Source organism: Microbacterium sp. NPDC058342 (assembly GCF_042723935.1).
Classification (GTDB): domain Bacteria; phylum Actinomycetota; class Actinomycetes; order Actinomycetales; family Microbacteriaceae; genus Microbacterium.
This window is the reverse complement of the sequence record NZ_JBHXID010000001.1, coordinates 341,138-356,609: the sequence shown is the minus strand read 5'-3', so window position 1 is coordinate 356,609 and position 15,472 is coordinate 341,138. Positions and strand designations below refer to the sequence as shown.

Genomic DNA, 15,472 nt, shown 5'->3' with positions numbered 1-15,472 from the left:
TCCGGACCGGCGACACTGTCAACCCCGTGTCGCCGGTCGCCGCGCGGCTCTAACGTCATTCGACATGGAAGACCTCGTGCAGCGCGACGCCGCAGACCTCGACCGGCTCAGTGACATCGCCCGCAGCCGCGGGCTGCGGATCGCCGTGGTCGAGTCGCTCACCTCGGGCAACCTCGCGGGTACGGTCGGCGCGGCCGGAGAGGCCGCCGAGTGGTTCGCGGGCGGCGTCGTGGCGTACATGACCGACGTGAAGGAGCAGCTGCTGGGCCTTGAGCACGGCACCGATCCCTGTTCGGCCGACTGCGCGGAGCAGCTCGCCCGTGGAGCGCGCGCGCTCTTCGACGCCGACCTCTGCGTGTCCACGACGGGGGTGGGCGGCCCTGGACCCGACGACGGTCACCCGCCGGGGACCGTGTACCTCGGATGGGCCACCCGGAAGCAGGTGGGGCATCGTCACCTGCGCCTGGACGGCGGGCCCGAGGAGGTGCTCGCCGCGACGGTCACGGCCGCCGTTCGGATGCTGACCACGCACGCCGCAGAGATCTGACCGGCTGCGGCCCGCATCCGGTCTCGGGTCACTTCAGGTCCGCCCGCGTCCCACAACCGGCGGGTGCGGACCCCGGGCACACGCCACTAGTGGGACACAGGACCGGGGAGATCCCAGCACCGGCGGGTGCGGACCCCGGACAGCCACCACTTGTGGGACACGTGGATGGCTGGGCCGGCACCGGCGGGTCGCCGGTCTCAGGCGATCCGGCCGATCACGGCATCCGCGGCGACCGTGGCACCCACCTCGACCGCGTGCGTCAGGGATCCGGCGCGCTGAGCGGTGACGGGGGTCTCCATCTTCATCGCATCCAGCACCGCCACGGCGTCTCCCTCCCCCACCGTCGCACCGTCGTCGGCGAGCCAGCGCACCAGTGTCCCCGGAGCGGGGGCGCGCAGGTCGGCCGGGTCGGCCTGCGCCGGCGCGGGGGCGGATGCCGCGGCGCCGGCGAACCCCGCGAGCAGCGCCGTGGGAACGCCGAGCGTCACGCGACGGCCGTCGATCTCGACGGGGAAGCGCTGCAACCCGGCATCTTCCATGGGCGCCGGCCGCAGCTGCGGCTCGAGTCGCGGCAGCAGGGCGCTCTCGATCCATTGGGTGTGCACGGCGAAGCCGTCCGTCGCGAACTCGGGCTGCTCGATCGCCAGCCGGGCGAAGCCGATCACGGTCGCCGGCCCCTCGACGGCGAGCTCGCGCAGGGCTCGGCGAGCACGGACGAGCGCCGCGTCGCGCGAATCGGCGAACACGATGAGCTTGGCGATCATGGAGTCGAAGGCGGGCTGCACGGCATCCCCGGCTTCGATGCCGCTGTCCCAGCGCACCCCGGGCCCGCCCGGCACCCGCAGAACCGCGACCGCGCCCGGGCTGGGCAGGAATCCGCGGCCGGGGTCCTCGGCGTTGATGCGGAACTCGAACGCGTGCCCGCGCGGCTCGGGAGTGCCACTGAGCGAGGTGCCCTCGCCGAACGCGATGCGGAACTGCTCGCGCACGAGATCGACGCCGGCGACCTGCTCGGTGACGGGATGCTCCACCTGCAGGCGCGTGTTCACCTCGAGGAAGGAGATCGTGCCGTCGGCGGCGAGCAGGAACTCGACGGTGCCTGCGCCGCGGTAGTCGACCTCGGCGCAGATGCGGCGGGCGGCCTCGTGGATCGTCTCGCGCTGTCGTTCCGTCAGTCCGGGGGCGGGGGCCTCCTCGATGAGCTTCTGGTTGCGGCGCTGCAGGGAGCAGTCGCGGTCGCCGACGGCGATCACCCCGCCGTGCCCGTCGCCGAGCACCTGCACCTCGATGTGGCGCGGGCTCTCCAGGAACCGCTCGACGAAGCACTCGCCGCGGCCGAAGGCGACGATGGCCTCGCGGGTGGCGGCGTCGAACGCCTCGGCGACCTCGCCGAGCTCGCGCACGACCTTGATGCCGCGCCCGCCGCCACCGAAGGCCGCCTTGATCGCGATCGGGACCCCGTGCTCCTCGGCGAAGGCGACCGCCTCGGCCGGGCCGGAGAGTGGCTCGTCGGTGCCGGCGGCGAGAGGAGCCCCCACGCGCTGGGCGATGCGGCGCGCGGTCATCTTGTCGCCGAGCGCCTCGATGCTCTCCGCAGACGGTCCGATCCAGATCAGCCCCGCGTCCTCGACCGCGCGGGCGAAGGCGGCGCTCTCGGACAGGAAGCCGTAGCCGGGATGCACGGCGTCGGCGCCGCTGCGGCGGGCCGCGTCGAGCAGCGAATCGATCGACAGATAGGTGTCCGCCGCGGTGGCGCCCCCGAGCCCGACGGCTTCGTCAGCCAGGCGCACGTGCAGGGCGTCGGCATCCTGGTCGGCGTATACCGCGATCGACATATATCCGGCTTCGGCGCAGGCGCGGATCACCCGCACGGCGATCTCGCCGCGATTGGCGATCAGGATCTTGGTCATGACGTGCTCTTCTCGGCGATGATGCGGAAGCGGACGCGCGCCCCCGGGGGCAGCTGACCGGCGAGATCCAGGCAGCGGTCGGTGAGGGCGCCGATGATCGGATACCCGCCGGTGAGCGGGTGGTCGGGCAGGAAGAGCACGGGCTGGCCGTCGGGCGGAACCTGGATGGCACCGTTCACCGCCCCCTCGCTGGGCAGCTCGCCGGCGACGGCGCGCTCCAGCGGCACGTCTCCGTGCAACCGGATGCCCACGCGGTCGGAGCGCGGCGTGACGGCCCACTCCTGGTCGGCGAGGGTCTGCAACGCCGCAGCGGTGAACCACTCGTCACGCGGTCCGAGAGTGATGTCGAGCACGACGGTCTCGCCGGGGACGGGCAGCATGCGCGCCTGCGGGAACGGGTCGACGGCGTGCGGGGCCTCGCCGCCGACCTCGACCACGTCGCCCGCGGTGAGCGGCGCGGGGCCGAGGCCCGCCAGGGTGTCGGATGCCACGCTGCCGAGCGCGGCGTGCGCCACGAGACCACCGCGGACCGCGATGACATGCCGCAGCCCTGCACCGGGATGCGCGAGCACCAGCTCATCTCCGTCGACGACCGCGAACGGAGCGCCGTGCCGGACCGTGCGCTCCACGCCGGCGGCATCCGTCAGCGCCAGCTCGCCCGCGGCTCCCGCCACCGCCGCGACGCCATCGCCGTGAAAGCGCAGCACGGCTCCGCCGACGCTCTCGAGCACGGCCGCGTCCGGGCGGTTGCCGACGGCTCGGTTGGCGTCGCGCAGCGCGGTGCGGTCGGCGATGCCGGATGCCGAGACGCCGAGCGCCGCGTGCCCGTACCGCCCGAGGTCCTGCACGAGCAGCTGCAGTCCCGGCCGGACCACCTCGACGCCTCGCGCGTCGGCATCCGCCGCCCGGGGAGCCGAACTCCGCTCCGGACCGCCTGCCGCCGCACCGAGGCCGCCCTGTGTCTCCCGCGCGGCGCGTTCGAAGCGCACCAGGGTGCCCGGCGAGAGCAGCGCGGGCGGCTCGCGATCGATGTCCCACATCACGGCGTCGGTGCGGCCGATGAGCTGCCAGCCGCCCGGGCTCTCCCGCGGGTACACGCCGGTGAAGTGCCCGGCGAGTGCGACCGAGCCCTCGGGCACGCGGGTGCGCGGCGAGGAGCGGCGCGGCACGTCGAAGAGCGGGTCGTCGCCGACTGTGTAGCCGAAGCCGGGGGCGAAGCCCGAGAACGCGACCTGCCATCCGGCGGCGAGGTGCCGGTTCACGACCTCCTCGGCCGAGACGCCGAGCAGCGTCGCGACCTCGTCGAGGTCCTCGCCGTCGTACCGCACGGGGATCGTCACCTCACGGGTGTGCGGCACGTGCTCCGCATCCACCCGCGTGGTCTCGAGCATCGCCGCCAGCTCGTCCGCGGACACCCGCAGCGGGTCGAACCGCACCAGCACGGTGCGGGCACCGGGGATGCGTTCGACCACGCCCGGCACGCCGTCCCAGGCGAGGTTCAGGCGCATCGCCTCGTCGAGGTCAGCGGCCTCGACGAGCAGGGCGCGGTCGGATGCGGTAAGGATGCGCATCAGACGCCGTGCTCCGCGCCGGGCGCGTCGGTGACGAACATGCGGCCGCGGCCGTCGGCCGCGCGCGCGGCGATCAGCTGCTCGAAAGTGGCGACGACCGTCATCTCACACCCCGGCGCCGGAACCCGCGAACGGGGCGATGGTCACGCCGGCCGCCTGCAGCATCCGCCTCGTCTCCGCGGCCATCGCGATCGCACCGGCGCTGTCGCCGTGCACGCAGATGGACTGGGCGTCCACCCGCACGTCGGTGCCGTCGATCGCGCGGATCACGCCGGTCTCGGCGAAGCGCACCATCCGCTCGGCGACGGCGACGGGATCGTGCAGCACGGCACCCTCCTGGGTGCGCGAGACGAGCTGCCCGTCGGGCTGGTAGGCGCGGTCGGCGAACGCCTCGGCGGCGACCTGCAGGCCCGCCCTCTCCGCGACCTCCAGCACCACGCCGCCGGCGAGGCCCAGCAGCACCAGGCGCGGGTCGATGGCCTTGACGGCGGCGACGACGTCGCCCGCCTGCCGCTCGTCGCGCGCGATCGTGTTGTACAGCGCGCCATGCGGCTTGACGTACGCGACCGCGCCGCCGACCGCTCGTGCGAGTCCCTCGAGCGCGCCGAGCTGATACTCGACATGCGCCTGCAGCGTGGCCGAGTCGATCTCGACGTTCGTGCGCCCGAAGTTCTCGTAGTCGCGGTAACCGGGGTGGGCGCCGATCACCACGCCGCGGCGCACCGCGTCGGACAGGGTCTCGCGGATGCCCTCGGGGCTGCCCGCGTGGAAACCGCACGCCACGTTCGCGCTCGTGACGATGCCGAGCATGGCGGCGTCGTCGCCGACGATCCGCTCGGGGGTGTTCTCGCCGAGGTCCGAGTTCAGGTCGATGGATGCCACGTCATGCTCCGTTCGCTGTGCGCCTGTCGTTCACGATGCCACGTCCGCCCGCTCACGCCCCGATGCCGAGGAACGCGAAGATCGGGCCGATCGAGACGACGCCCATGTACCAGGTGAGCGCGGTCACGAGTGTGCCGGCGATGAGCAGCACGAGCGGGTACCTCCTGGTGCCGAGCAGGTCGCGGCGGAACCAGCCGATGTACATGAACACGGTCAGGCCGATCGGCAGGATGAGTCCGTTGAAGCCGCCGACGAACACGAGGATCGCGGCCGGTGCGGTGCCGATCAGCAGGTACACGATCAGCGACACGACGATGAACCCGACGGTCGCCCACTGCAGCGACCAGCCGCCGAGGAATCGCCGGTGGAAGCCGGAGAGGAACGAGGCCGAGGTGTAGGCGGCGCCGATCACCGAGCTGAGGGCCGCGGCCCAGAAGATCGCGCCGAAGATGCGCAGGCCGGCGTCGCCGAGCACGGCGCCGAACGCCTGGCCGGCGGGGTTGGCCGCCTGACCCGACAGGTCGAGGGTGACGCCGGATGCCACGACCCCGAGGATCGCGAGGAAGAGGACGTAGCGCATGATGCCGGTGACGAGAATGCCGTTCGCGGCGGCGCGCATGACCGGGCCGGCGTGCTCGGGCCCGGTGTGCCCGGAGTCGAGGTAGCGGTGCGCACCGGAGTAGGTGATGTAGCCGCCCACCGTCCCGCCGACGATCGTGGTGATCGTGGCGAAGTCGATGTCGTCGGGGATGATCGTCTGACGCAGGGCGTCGCCGACCGGGGGCTGCGCGACGACCGTGACGATCACGGTCATCACGATCATGCCGACACCGAGCACGACGAGCACGACGTCCATCACGCGCCCGGCGCGCTTGATGAGGAAGATGATGATCGCCAGCGCTCCGGTGAGCAGTCCGCCGAGCTTCGGGTCGACGCCGAGCAGCGCGTTCAGGCCGAGCCCGCCGCCGGCGATGTTGCCGATGTTGAACGCCAGCCCGCCGACGATCACCAGCACGGCGATGACGTGGCCGGAGAACGGGATGGCGCTGTTCGCCAGCTCGCCGGCGCGCTTGCCGGAGGAGGTGATCATGCGCCACACGTTGAGCTGCACGGCGATGTCGATGATCACCGAGACGAGGATCGCGAAGGCGAAGGCCGCGCCCATCTGCGCGGTGAAGGTGGCGGTCTGGGTGATGAAGCCGGGGCCGATGGCGGAGGTCGCCATGAGGAAGATGGCGCCGATGACGGCGCTGCGGCCGACGCGCTTCTTCGCGCCGGCCAGTCTCGCCTCGTCCTCGGCGGAGAGCGGTGCAGTGTTCTGCTCGGACATGAGGGGTGTTCCCATCGTCGTTGGTGGGTGTCGGATGAAACGAGTGTAGAACACATCGACATAAATTGTTCAACAATCTTTCGCGATGCCCCCGCGGCCGCCTACTCTGTGGTTATGCCCACCCGCGCGCCCCTCGCCGACATCCTGCGCGAGCGCATCATCGACGGCGACTTCGCCCCCGGTTCGCGGCTGTCGGAATCCGCCCTCGCCGAGCAGCTCGAGGTGTCGCGGAACACCCTCCGCGAGGCCTTCCGGGTGCTCGCCGAGCAAGGACTGATCGAGCACGTTCCGCACCGCGGCGTCTCGGTCGCCTCGCCCACGATCGCCGACGTCATCGACATCTACCGCGCGCGGCGCGTGATCGAGTGCACGGCGTTGAGGCAGTCCGAGCCCGAGCATCCGGCGGTTCAGCTGATGCGCGACTCCCTCGCGGAGGCCGAGGCGAATCTTCCGGCCGAGGACTGGCGACGCGTCGGCAGCGCGAACATGGCCTTCCACGACGCGATCGTCGCCCTGTCCGACAGCCCGCGTCTGGCCCGCACGTACCGCGACGTGGCCGCCGAGCTGCGCCTGGTGTTCCTCGAGATCGACGACCCGCGGGCCCTGCACGAACCGTTCGTGCGCAAGAACCGCGTGGTCCTGACGGCGCTGCTCGAACGCGGGCCGGCGGCCGCCGCGGAAGAGCTGGAGCGCTACCTCATGGCATCCGAGCGGACGGTCCTGGGCGCTTTCACCCGCATGGGCAAGGCTTAGCCGCAGCATCCGGCGTCGGATCCGCCGTCGAGCACACGGCTCGCGCCCGACGGACGGCGTCCGCTCAGACCGCGGGGGCCGAACCGCGCACGACCAGCTCGGTCGGCATGATGGTCAGCGGCGGGGGCTGATCGCCGGCGAGCAGGTCGACGATGACCCCGGCGAGCAGCTCGCCCTGCTCGAACATGGGCTGGCGCATGCTGGTGAGCTCGTACGCCTCGGCGAGCGGCGAGTCGTCGAAGCTCACGATCGCGATGTCCTCCGGAACCCGCAGCCCCGCCCCGCGCAGCACGCCGATCGCACCGCGCGACATCAGGTCGCTGGCGATGAACAGGGCATCCGGGATCTCCGGCTGCCCGAGCAGCTCCAGCGCGGCCTGGGCACCGCCCTGCTCGCTGAAGTCGCCGTCGACCTCCCCGGCGGACTCGAGACCCGCCTCGGCCAGCGCCGCGAGGAACCCGTCGCGCCGGTCGACGCCCGACGACATCGTCAGCGTTCCCGTGATCGTCGCGATGCGCCGCCGCCCGAGGTCGATCAGGTGCCGGGCCGCGTCGGCCGCCGCCCGCACGTTGTCGACGTCGACGATGATGTCGCTGTCGCGGGGTTGCGACGGGCGCCCGCCGAACACGACAGGCACGGCGTCGGCGATGCTGCCGACGAACGAGTCGCTGGCGTGATGCGACACGATGATCGCGGCATCCACCCCGCCGTTGCGCACGAAGCGCACCATCTTGCCGCCGGGGTCGTCGCTCGCGATCAGCAGGTTGAGGATGTAGTCCGAGTCAGCCAGCCGGGCATTGATGCCGGCCACGACGGATGCGAGGAACGGGTCACCGAAGAAGCGCGTGGTGTCTTCGGGGACGACGAGACCGATCGCGTGGGTCTGCCTGCTCGCGAGCGAGCGGGCGGCGCGGTTGGGGGCATAGTTCAGCTCGGCGATGGCCTTCTGCACCGCGGCGAGCGCCTCGGCGCTCACGGCCGTGGAGCCGTTCACGACACGGGAGACGGTCGACCGCGAGACGCCCGCGAGCGCGGCGACCTCTTCGATCGTGGATCGGGGCATCGGGTACTCGTTTCGACGGGCGCGGGCTCGAGGCCCCGCGGGGTCAGATCGCGCGGGCGGCGATGATGCGAGCGTACTCCCGCCCGCTCGCCTTGATCGTGCGCTCCTGGGTGCCGTAGTCGACGCGCACGAGGCCGAAGCGCTTGGCGTAGCCCCAGGCCCACTCGTAGTTGTCCAGCAGCGACCAGTAGAAGTACCCGCGCACGTCGGCGCCCTGGTCGATGGCATCCCTGGTCGCGGCGATGTGCGCGCGCAGGAACTGCACCCTGTCGTCGTCCGCCACCTCGCCGTCCGCCGCGACGACGTCGGCGTAGGCGACGCCGTTCTCGGTCACGTACAGGGCGACGTCGGGGGCGTACTCCTCGCCCACGCGCACCAGCAGGCGGGTGAGCCCCTCGGGCTGCACCTCCCAGCCCATGTCGGTACGGGGCAGGCCGCGCTCGACCCAGTGGATGCCCTCGTCGGACGGGAAGGGCGAAGCGGTGACGCGCTGCTGGCCCTCGGTCTCGTGCGGATTGCCCTCGGCGCCGGGCTGCGGATGTCCCGACAGCAGCTCGCCGTGGTAGTAGTTGATGCCCAGCGCGTCGAGCGGACTGGAGATCACGTCGAGGTCATCGGGCCGCACCGCCTGCTGCCAGGTCGCGACGGCCTCGGGGTCGACCTCGCGGATGTCGCGCACGATGTCGGCCGGATAGCTGCCCCGGAAGATCGGATCCAGGAACCAGCGGTTGAACTGGCCGTCGATGCGCCGCGCGGCGTCGACGTCGAGGGGGTCGGCGGGGTCGGCCGCATCGGCGACGGTGAGGTTCAGCGTGATGCCCAGATCGAGCTCGGGCGCGCGCTCGCGCAGCGCCTGCACGGCGCGCCCGTGCGACAGCAGCAGGTGATGGGCGGCGAGCAGTCCGTCGCGGATGCTGGTGCGGCCCGGCGCGTGCACGCCCGCGGTGTAGGAGAGGAACGACGAGCACCACGGCTCGTTCATGGTGGTCCAGTGCTGCACGCGGTCGCCCAGTGCGTCGTGCACGCTGAGCGCGTAGTCGGCGAAGCGGTCGGCGATGTCGCGGTTCGTCCAGCCGCCCTGCTCCTCGAGAGCCTGCGGCATGTCCCAGTGGTGCAGCGTCAGCCAGGGCACGATGCCGGCCTCGAGCAGCTCGTCGACCAGGCGGCTGTAGAAGTCGATGCCCTGCGGGTTCACCGCTCCGCCGTCGGGGCGCACGCGCGACCAGGAGGTGGAGAACCGGTAGGTCTGCAGGCCCAGCTCACGCATGAGCGCGACGTCTTCGCGGTAGCGGTGGTAGTGGTCGCACGCGATGTCGCCGTTGTCGGCGTTCACGACCGCGCCCGGCACGCGGGCGAAGGCATCCCAGATGGATGCGGTGCGGCCGTCCTCGAAGGCCGCGCCCTCGATCTGGTAGGCGGCCGTGGCCGCGCCGAACAGGAAGCCGTCGGGAAAGGAGCGGGTCATGCAGAACATCATGCCACGAGTTGCGGGAGCGCTCCCACGACGGAGCGCAGCGGGCTCCCGGACCGGTCGGATAGCCTTGGCTGGTGAATCCCGAACTGGCGCGCGCCGAGGCACTGATCCGCTCCATCCCGGACTATCCGAGTCCCGGCATCCTCTTCCGCGACATCACTCCGCTGCTGGCGGATGCCGCGGCGCTGCGCGCCACCACCGAGGCGCTCGTGGCGCCGTTCGCCGGCTCCTTCGATGTGGTGGCCGGCGTCGAGGCCCGCGGATTCATCCTCGCCGGCGCGGCGGCCATCACGGCCGGCACCGGCCTGGTTCCGATCCGCAAGGCCGGCAAGCTGCCCCGGCCCGCGGCATCCGTCGACTACGCGCTCGAGTACGGCACCGCCACCATCGAGATGCACGACGACCTGCCCAGCGGAACCCGCATCCTGCTCATCGACGACGTGCTCGCCACGGGCGGCACGCTCGCCGCCGGGCGCCGGGTGATCGAGGAGCTCGGGTACGTCGTCGCGGGCATCAGCGTGCTCTTCGAGATCAACGGACTCGGCGGCCGCGACGTCATCGGCGACCTGCACACCGTGTTCCGCTCCGCCTGACCCCCTCGGGCAGGGCGGCGGCGGGGATCAGCGGGTGCGCGGGGCGGGAGGGCGGGCGATGTCGGCCGGAGCGCTGCCGTTCTCGATCGCCGAGCGGACGGATGCCGCGGCGTGCGCCAGACTGCTCACCGCGACGAGCTGCTTCGCGCGTGCGTTGACCGCGACAAGCATCCGCGTGGCGACCTCGTCCGGCGATCCCTCCGGGCCCAGCGCGGCGACGTTGCGGCCGGCGAGCGGCTCCAGCGCGTCTGCGTACGCCATCAGCTCGTCGACGTCGTAGTCCAGTCCCACCTCGGATGCCTGGGCGAGCGCGAACGCCATGCCGCGCTCGGCCGCACCGGGGTATCCGCGCCAGTCGCGTCGACGCATCAGCTCGTGGGTGCGCTCGCGGTACTCGTCGTACGCCGGATCGGACGCGATGTCCTCGGGGACGCCGAGGGCGAGGGCCTGGCACGCGTTCATCACTTCGATCGTCGTGACGCCGTCGGTGTCGATCAGCTCGGTGAGCCCGCGAATGGCCTTCGTCGACGCATCGTAGAGGTCGCGCAGCACGATGATCAGCCGAACGCGGTGCGCGTGCCGATCGTCGTAGACGGCGGTGGTGCGGTTGCGCAGGCGTCCGGGGGGAAGGATGCCCACCCGGATCCAGTGCTTGAGCGTCGTCGTGCTCACGCCGGTCTCACGCGACAGCCCGCTGAGTTTCATGCTTCCCTCCCGCACACGCGATCGTGTCTCCTTGGAGAGCATCGGGTCGGCGCACTCTCCACGATGCGCACATCGTGCGAAGACTCTAGCCTGCTGTCCCAGGGGACCGCTGTCCGCATGGGACGCCACGCGCGCAGCACTTCGAGGCGGGGACCCTCGACATTCCGAGGTATGGGAGCCTCGGCGGGCCCGGGTGGAGCAGCGGGGGGTGCATCCTCCACCCGGGCCGCTGACCCCGCACGCGATCGCATAGAATCGCAGCTATGCCCACCATCGTCGTCGACGTCATGCCCAAGGCCGAACTGCTCGACCCGCAGGGGAAGGCCGTCTCGGGCGCCTTCGCCCGTCTCGGCGTCGACAGCTTCAGCCAGGTCCGCATCGGAAAGCGCTTCGAGCTCACCGTCGACGGCGAGGTCACCGACGAGCTGCTCGCCGAGGCGCGCCGTGTCGCCGAGGACGTGCTGTCCAACTCCGTGATCGAAGACGTCGTGGGCGTCGAGGTCGCGCAGTGACCGCACGCATCGGGGTCATCACCTTCCCCGGTTCGCTTGACGACCGCGATGCGCAGCGCGCCGTGCGCATCGCCGGCGCCGAGCCCGTCGCCCTGTGGCACGGCTCGCACGACCTCGAAGGCGTGGACGCCCTCGTGCTTCCCGGCGGCTTCAGCTACGGCGACTATCTGCGCTCCGGCGCGATCGCGGCCCTCTCGCCGATCATGGCCGAGGTGAAGGACGCCGCCGCCAAGGGCATGCCGATCCTCGGCATCTGCAACGGCTTCCAGATGCTCGTCGAGGCGCACCTGCTTCCCGGCGGCCTGATCCGCAACGACCATCAGCACTTCGTGCGGCGCGACCAGAAGCTCACCGTCGAGAACGCCGACACCGCCTGGACCAGCGCGTTCGAGCAGGGCCAGGAGATCGTCATCCCGCTCAAGAACGGCGAGGGGGGCTACATCGCCGCCGACGACACTCTCGACCGGCTCGAGGGAGAGGGTCTGGTCGCGTTCCGGTACGCGGGTGTGAACCCGAACGGGTCGCTGCGCGACATCGCCGGCCTCACGAACGCCGCCGGCAACGTGGTCGGCCTGATGCCGCATCCGGAGCACGCCACCGAGCCGGGCTTCGGTCCCGACACCTCCGCGGCGATGCGCTCCGGCGTCGACGGGATCGGCTTCTTCGCATCCGCGATCGCCGCCGTCTCCCGCGTCGCCGCCTAGCCGCACCCGCACCCGCCACTGCTGGGACACAATCCGGGCGCGTGTCCCAGAACCGGCGGGTCCCCGGCATCCGCACCCGCCACTTCTGAAACACAATCCGGACGCGTGTCCCAGAACCGGTGGGTGCCGAGCATCCGCACCCGCCACTGCTGGGACACGGCCCGGCCGGCGGGCGTCGGGTCAGATGCCGGCGGGCGGCCAGACTCCGATGATCACGGCCATGACCAGCACGGTCACCAGCTCGTGCCCGATGTTCAGCGTCGTCAGGCGGGTCGATCGGCCCTCGAAGGCGTCGTGGGTGATGAACCGCGCTGCGATGAAGCCCGCCCAGAGCGTGACGGCGGTCACGACGGATGCCCAGAAGTACGCGCCCTCGTAGAAGTGCCACGCGATGGATGCGGCCCCGGCGAGCACCCAGGCGGTGAGGAAGCTGACGATGACCGTCGTGATGATCGGCATCGCCGCCGACGAGGCCGGACGATCGAGATCGACCCCGGCCAGCTTCGCCCAGCGGGTGCCGAACACCTTCGGCGCGTACCAGAGGGAGCCGACGATCATCGTCGACACGGTCGCCACCAGCACCGCCCAGTAGTTGATCTCCGGAACGATCATGAGCCCTCCTTCATCGGATGCGGCCAGACTACTCCCGCGTCATCTCGGGCGAAACGGGCATGCCGCCCGTCCGCCGACCGATAGGGTCGAGACGTGAGCCTCCTCGTCACCGTGCCCCACGACCGCCTCGTCGCCGACATCGGGGATCTGCCCGACGGGGTCGATCTCAGGGTGTGGGACATGCGCAGCCCGGCACCGGCGTCGCACATCGACATCGTCGTGCCGCCGTACGTCGGCGCGAACGGAACGCTCGCCGCCCTGGAGGGGATCGAGGTCGGCCTGGTGCAGAGCCAGTCCATCGGATACGACGGCATCGAGAAGCTGCTGCCCGGCGGGATGCCCTTCGCCAACGCGGCGAGCGTGCACGAGACGTCGACGGCCGAGCTCGCCGTGGGTCTGATGATCGCCGCGCAGCGGCAGCTCCCCCGCTTCGTGCACGCGCAGGAGCGCGGCGAGTGGGCACCGGTGTTCGCCGAGAGCCTGGCCGACCGGCGCGTGCTGCTGGTCGGATTCGGCGGGGTCGGCAAGGCCATCGCCCGCCGTCTGGTGCCCTTCGAGGTGGAGCTGACGGCGGTGGCGCGCAGCGCGCGCACCGAGCGGGTCGACGGCGTCGGCGAGCTCGCCGTGCACGCGATCGACGAGCTGCCCGCGCTTCTGCCGAACGCCGAGATCGTCGCGCTGAGCCTTCCGGGATCCGCCGAGACCCAGCACGTCTTCGATGCGGAGATGCTCGGGCACATGGCACCCGGGGCCCTCCTGGTCAACGTGGGACGTGGCTCCCTCGTCGACGAGTCCGCGCTGCTGCCCGCCCTGCAGGAGGGACGCATCCGTGCCGCATCCGACGTGTTCGAGCAGGAGCCGCTGCCCGACGGGCATCCGCTCTGGACCGCCCCGAACCTGCTGATCGCGCCGCACGGCGGAGGCGCGTCGACGGCGATGAATCCTCGGATGGCGCGGCTGGTGCGCACCCAGATCGAGCGGATGCTGGCGGGCGAACCGCCGCTGAACGTCGTCATCCCGGGGTCCTGAGCCGCGTCGGCGGACCACCGCGATCGAACCGTTTCGATTCGCGCTGTCGGACTGTAAGCGCTTGCAGTAGCCTGTTCGCATGGCACAGCTCGAACAGGTCGCATCCCCCGGTTCCGAATGGTGGCGCACGGCCGTCATCTACCAGATCTATCCCCGCTCCTTCGCGGACGCATCGGGAGACGGCATCGGAGACCTCCCCGGCATCACCGCCCGCCTCGACGATCTGAAGAGCCTCGGCATCGACGCCATCTGGCTGAGCCCGTTCATGACGAGCCCGCAGAAGGACGCCGGCTACGACGTCGCCGACTACCGCGATGTCGACCCGCTGTTCGGCACGCTGGCCGACTTCGACGAGATGCTGAACGCGGCGCACGCCCGCGGCATCCGCGTGATCGTCGACCTGGTGCCCAACCACTCCTCCGACCAGCACGTCTGGTTCCAGCAGGCTCTGAAGGCGGCCCCCGGCAGTCCCGAGCGCGCCCGCTACGTGTTCCGCGACGGCCGCGGCGAGAACGGCGAGCTGCCCCCGAACAACTGGGAGAGCGTGTTCGGCGGCGGGATGTGGGAGCGCATCACCGAGGCCGACGGCACCCCCGGCCAGTGGTACCTGCACATCTTCGACGTCACCCAGCCCGACTTCGACTGGACCAACGAGGAGGTCAAGGAGGAGTTCCGCAGCGTCCTGCGCTTCTGGCTCGACCGCGGCGTCGACGGCTTCCGCGTCGACGTGGCGCACGGCATGGTCAAGGAGGCGGGCCTTCCCGACTACGCCCCCGTCGCCGATGCCGACTCCATGGGCGGCGGCGAGGAGAACGTGCCGTACTGGGGTCAGGACGGCGTGCACGACATCTACCGCGACTGGCACCGGGTGCTCGCCGAGTACGACGGCGACCGCGCGCTGTGCGGCGAGGCCTGGCTGCCGACCCTGCAGAAGACCGCGTTGTGGGTGCGTCCCGACGAGATGCACCAGACCTTCAACTTCCCGTATCTGATGACGCCGTGGGATGCCGAGGCGCTGCGCACGGTCATCCGCGACTCGCTCGACGCCTTCGGCGGCGTCGGCGCCCCCAGCACGTGGGTGCTCTCCAACCACGACGTGATCCGGCACGCCTCGCGTCTGGCGCTGACCGCTGACAGCCCGCAGGGCGACGGCATCGGCCCGCGCTCGGCCGGCAAGCCCGACCAGGCCGTCGGCCTCTCCCGCGGCCGCGCGGCGACCACGGTCATGCTGTCCCTGCCCGGGTCTGCCTACGTCTACCAGGGCGAGGAGCTGGGCCTACCCGAGGCGATGGAGATCCCCGACGAGTTCCGGCAGGACCCGACCTGGTTCCGCACCAACGGCGAGCGCTACGGCCGGGACGGATGCCGTGTGCCGCTGCCGTGGACGGCATCCGGCCCGGCGTACGGCTTCAACGACACGGGTGCGTCGTGGCTGCCGCAGCCGGCCGAATGGGCGGCGTTCGCCCGTGACGCCGAGGAGGTCGACGCCGATTCGACGCTGAACCTGTACAAGGCGCTGCTGGCCGAGCGCAGCGCGCGGTCGCTGGGCACCGGCTCGCTGGTGTGGGAGGACATCCACCCGTCCGCCGTGGCGTTCCGACGTGGCGACCTGCACGTGGTGGCGAACCTGGGCGAGGAGCCGGTCGAGCTCGGCGACGACGTGTCGTTCGTCATCCGCTCGGAGCCCTTCGACGGCACCGCGCTGCCCCCCAACACGGCCGCCTGGTTCACCCGAGCCTGACGCGCAGGCCCCCACCGTGAGAGACCATGTTCCGGGCGAGGAATCA

At 71.5% G+C, this 15,472-nt stretch carries 15 protein-coding genes; 7 read left to right on the top strand and 8 right to left on the bottom strand.

The annotated features are described in order from the left end of the window. The first annotated feature begins 64 nt into the window (after window positions 1-64). Window positions 65-547 (top strand): CinA family protein, encoded by a 483-nt coding sequence (locus ACFWHT_RS01620; RefSeq protein ID WP_378824844.1) that lies wholly within the window; start codon window positions 65-67, stop codon window positions 545-547. 197 nt (window positions 548-744) lie between these two features. Here the strand turns inward: ACFWHT_RS01620 and ACFWHT_RS01615 are convergent, their stop codons facing one another. The 4 genes from ACFWHT_RS01615 to ACFWHT_RS01600 all read right to left on the bottom strand — a co-directional run bounded on the left by ACFWHT_RS01615 (window position 745) and on the right by ACFWHT_RS01600 (window position 6,240). Then, the gene (locus ACFWHT_RS01615) at window positions 745-2,457 is read right to left on the bottom strand and encodes an acetyl/propionyl/methylcrotonyl-CoA carboxylase subunit alpha (RefSeq protein ID WP_378824843.1); all 1,713 of its coding nucleotides are present in this window, start codon (window positions 2,455-2,457) and stop codon (window positions 745-747) included. Further along, window positions 2,454-4,028: a carboxyltransferase domain-containing protein gene (locus ACFWHT_RS01610; protein WP_378824841.1), complete on the bottom strand. Its 1,575-nt coding sequence runs from the start codon at window positions 4,026-4,028 to the stop codon at window positions 2,454-2,456. The genes ACFWHT_RS01615 and ACFWHT_RS01610 overlap by 4 nt, the downstream gene beginning before the upstream one ends. 105 nt (window positions 4,029-4,133) lie before the next feature. Then, a complete protein-coding gene (locus ACFWHT_RS01605; RefSeq protein WP_378824839.1) occupies window positions 4,134-4,910 on the bottom strand; it encodes a LamB/YcsF family protein in 777 nt (258 codons plus the stop codon). Between the two features lie 52 nt (window positions 4,911-4,962). After that, the gene (locus ACFWHT_RS01600; RefSeq protein WP_378824838.1) at window positions 4,963-6,240 is read right to left on the bottom strand and encodes an NRAMP family divalent metal transporter; all 1,278 of its coding nucleotides are present in this window, start codon (window positions 6,238-6,240) and stop codon (window positions 4,963-4,965) included. A 114-nt stretch (window positions 6,241-6,354) separates the two neighbouring features. Here ACFWHT_RS01600 and ACFWHT_RS01595 point away from each other — a divergent pair, with 114 nt between their 5' ends. After that, on the top strand, window positions 6,355-6,993 hold the full coding sequence (locus ACFWHT_RS01595) for a GntR family transcriptional regulator (RefSeq protein WP_378824836.1): 639 nt from the start codon (window positions 6,355-6,357) through the stop codon (window positions 6,991-6,993). Window positions 6,994-7,057: 64 nt separating this feature from the next. Here the strand turns inward: ACFWHT_RS01595 and ACFWHT_RS01590 are convergent, their stop codons facing one another. Both ACFWHT_RS01590 and ACFWHT_RS01585 read right to left on the bottom strand, forming a co-directional pair. After that, the gene (locus ACFWHT_RS01590; protein ID WP_378824834.1) at window positions 7,058-8,056 is read right to left on the bottom strand and encodes a LacI family DNA-binding transcriptional regulator; all 999 of its coding nucleotides are present in this window, start codon (window positions 8,054-8,056) and stop codon (window positions 7,058-7,060) included. A 43-nt stretch (window positions 8,057-8,099) separates the two neighbouring features. Then, window positions 8,100-9,521, bottom strand: a complete 1,422-nt coding sequence (locus tag ACFWHT_RS01585) for a GH1 family beta-glucosidase (RefSeq protein ID WP_378824832.1) — start codon at window positions 9,519-9,521, stop codon at window positions 8,100-8,102. Between the two features lie 83 nt (window positions 9,522-9,604). Here ACFWHT_RS01585 and ACFWHT_RS01580 point away from each other — a divergent pair, with 83 nt between their 5' ends. Continuing rightward, window positions 9,605-10,123, top strand: a complete 519-nt coding sequence (locus ACFWHT_RS01580) for an adenine phosphoribosyltransferase (RefSeq protein WP_378824830.1) — start codon at window positions 9,605-9,607, stop codon at window positions 10,121-10,123. Window positions 10,124-10,150: 27 nt separating this feature from the next. Here the strand turns inward: ACFWHT_RS01580 and ACFWHT_RS01575 are convergent, their stop codons facing one another. After that, on the bottom strand, window positions 10,151-10,828 hold the full coding sequence (locus ACFWHT_RS01575) for a MerR family transcriptional regulator (RefSeq protein WP_378824828.1): 678 nt from the start codon (window positions 10,826-10,828) through the stop codon (window positions 10,151-10,153). A gap of 263 nt (window positions 10,829-11,091) precedes the next feature. On the opposite strand from ACFWHT_RS01575, the gene purS reads away from it, so the two are divergent. Further along, entirely contained in the window at window positions 11,092-11,340 is a 249-nt protein-coding gene (purS, locus tag ACFWHT_RS01570; RefSeq protein ID WP_378824826.1) for a phosphoribosylformylglycinamidine synthase subunit PurS, read from the top strand. After that, the gene (gene purQ / locus ACFWHT_RS01565; protein ID WP_378824824.1) at window positions 11,337-12,044 is read left to right on the top strand and encodes a phosphoribosylformylglycinamidine synthase subunit PurQ; all 708 of its coding nucleotides are present in this window, start codon (window positions 11,337-11,339) and stop codon (window positions 12,042-12,044) included. The genes purS and purQ overlap by 4 nt, the downstream gene beginning before the upstream one ends. Before the next feature lie 180 nt (window positions 12,045-12,224). On the opposite strand, the gene ACFWHT_RS01560 is transcribed toward purQ, so the two are convergent. After that, a complete protein-coding gene (locus ACFWHT_RS01560; RefSeq protein ID WP_378827854.1) occupies window positions 12,225-12,653 on the bottom strand; it encodes a DUF1761 domain-containing protein in 429 nt (142 codons plus the stop codon). A gap of 96 nt (window positions 12,654-12,749) precedes the next feature. On the opposite strand from ACFWHT_RS01560, the gene ACFWHT_RS01555 reads away from it, so the two are divergent. Next, on the top strand, window positions 12,750-13,685 hold the full coding sequence (locus ACFWHT_RS01555) for a 2-hydroxyacid dehydrogenase (protein ID WP_378824822.1): 936 nt from the start codon (window positions 12,750-12,752) through the stop codon (window positions 13,683-13,685). Between the two features lie 79 nt (window positions 13,686-13,764). After that, a complete protein-coding gene (locus tag ACFWHT_RS01550; protein WP_378824820.1) occupies window positions 13,765-15,426 on the top strand; it encodes a glycoside hydrolase family 13 protein in 1,662 nt (553 codons plus the stop codon). Window positions 15,427-15,472 lie beyond the last annotated feature (46 nt).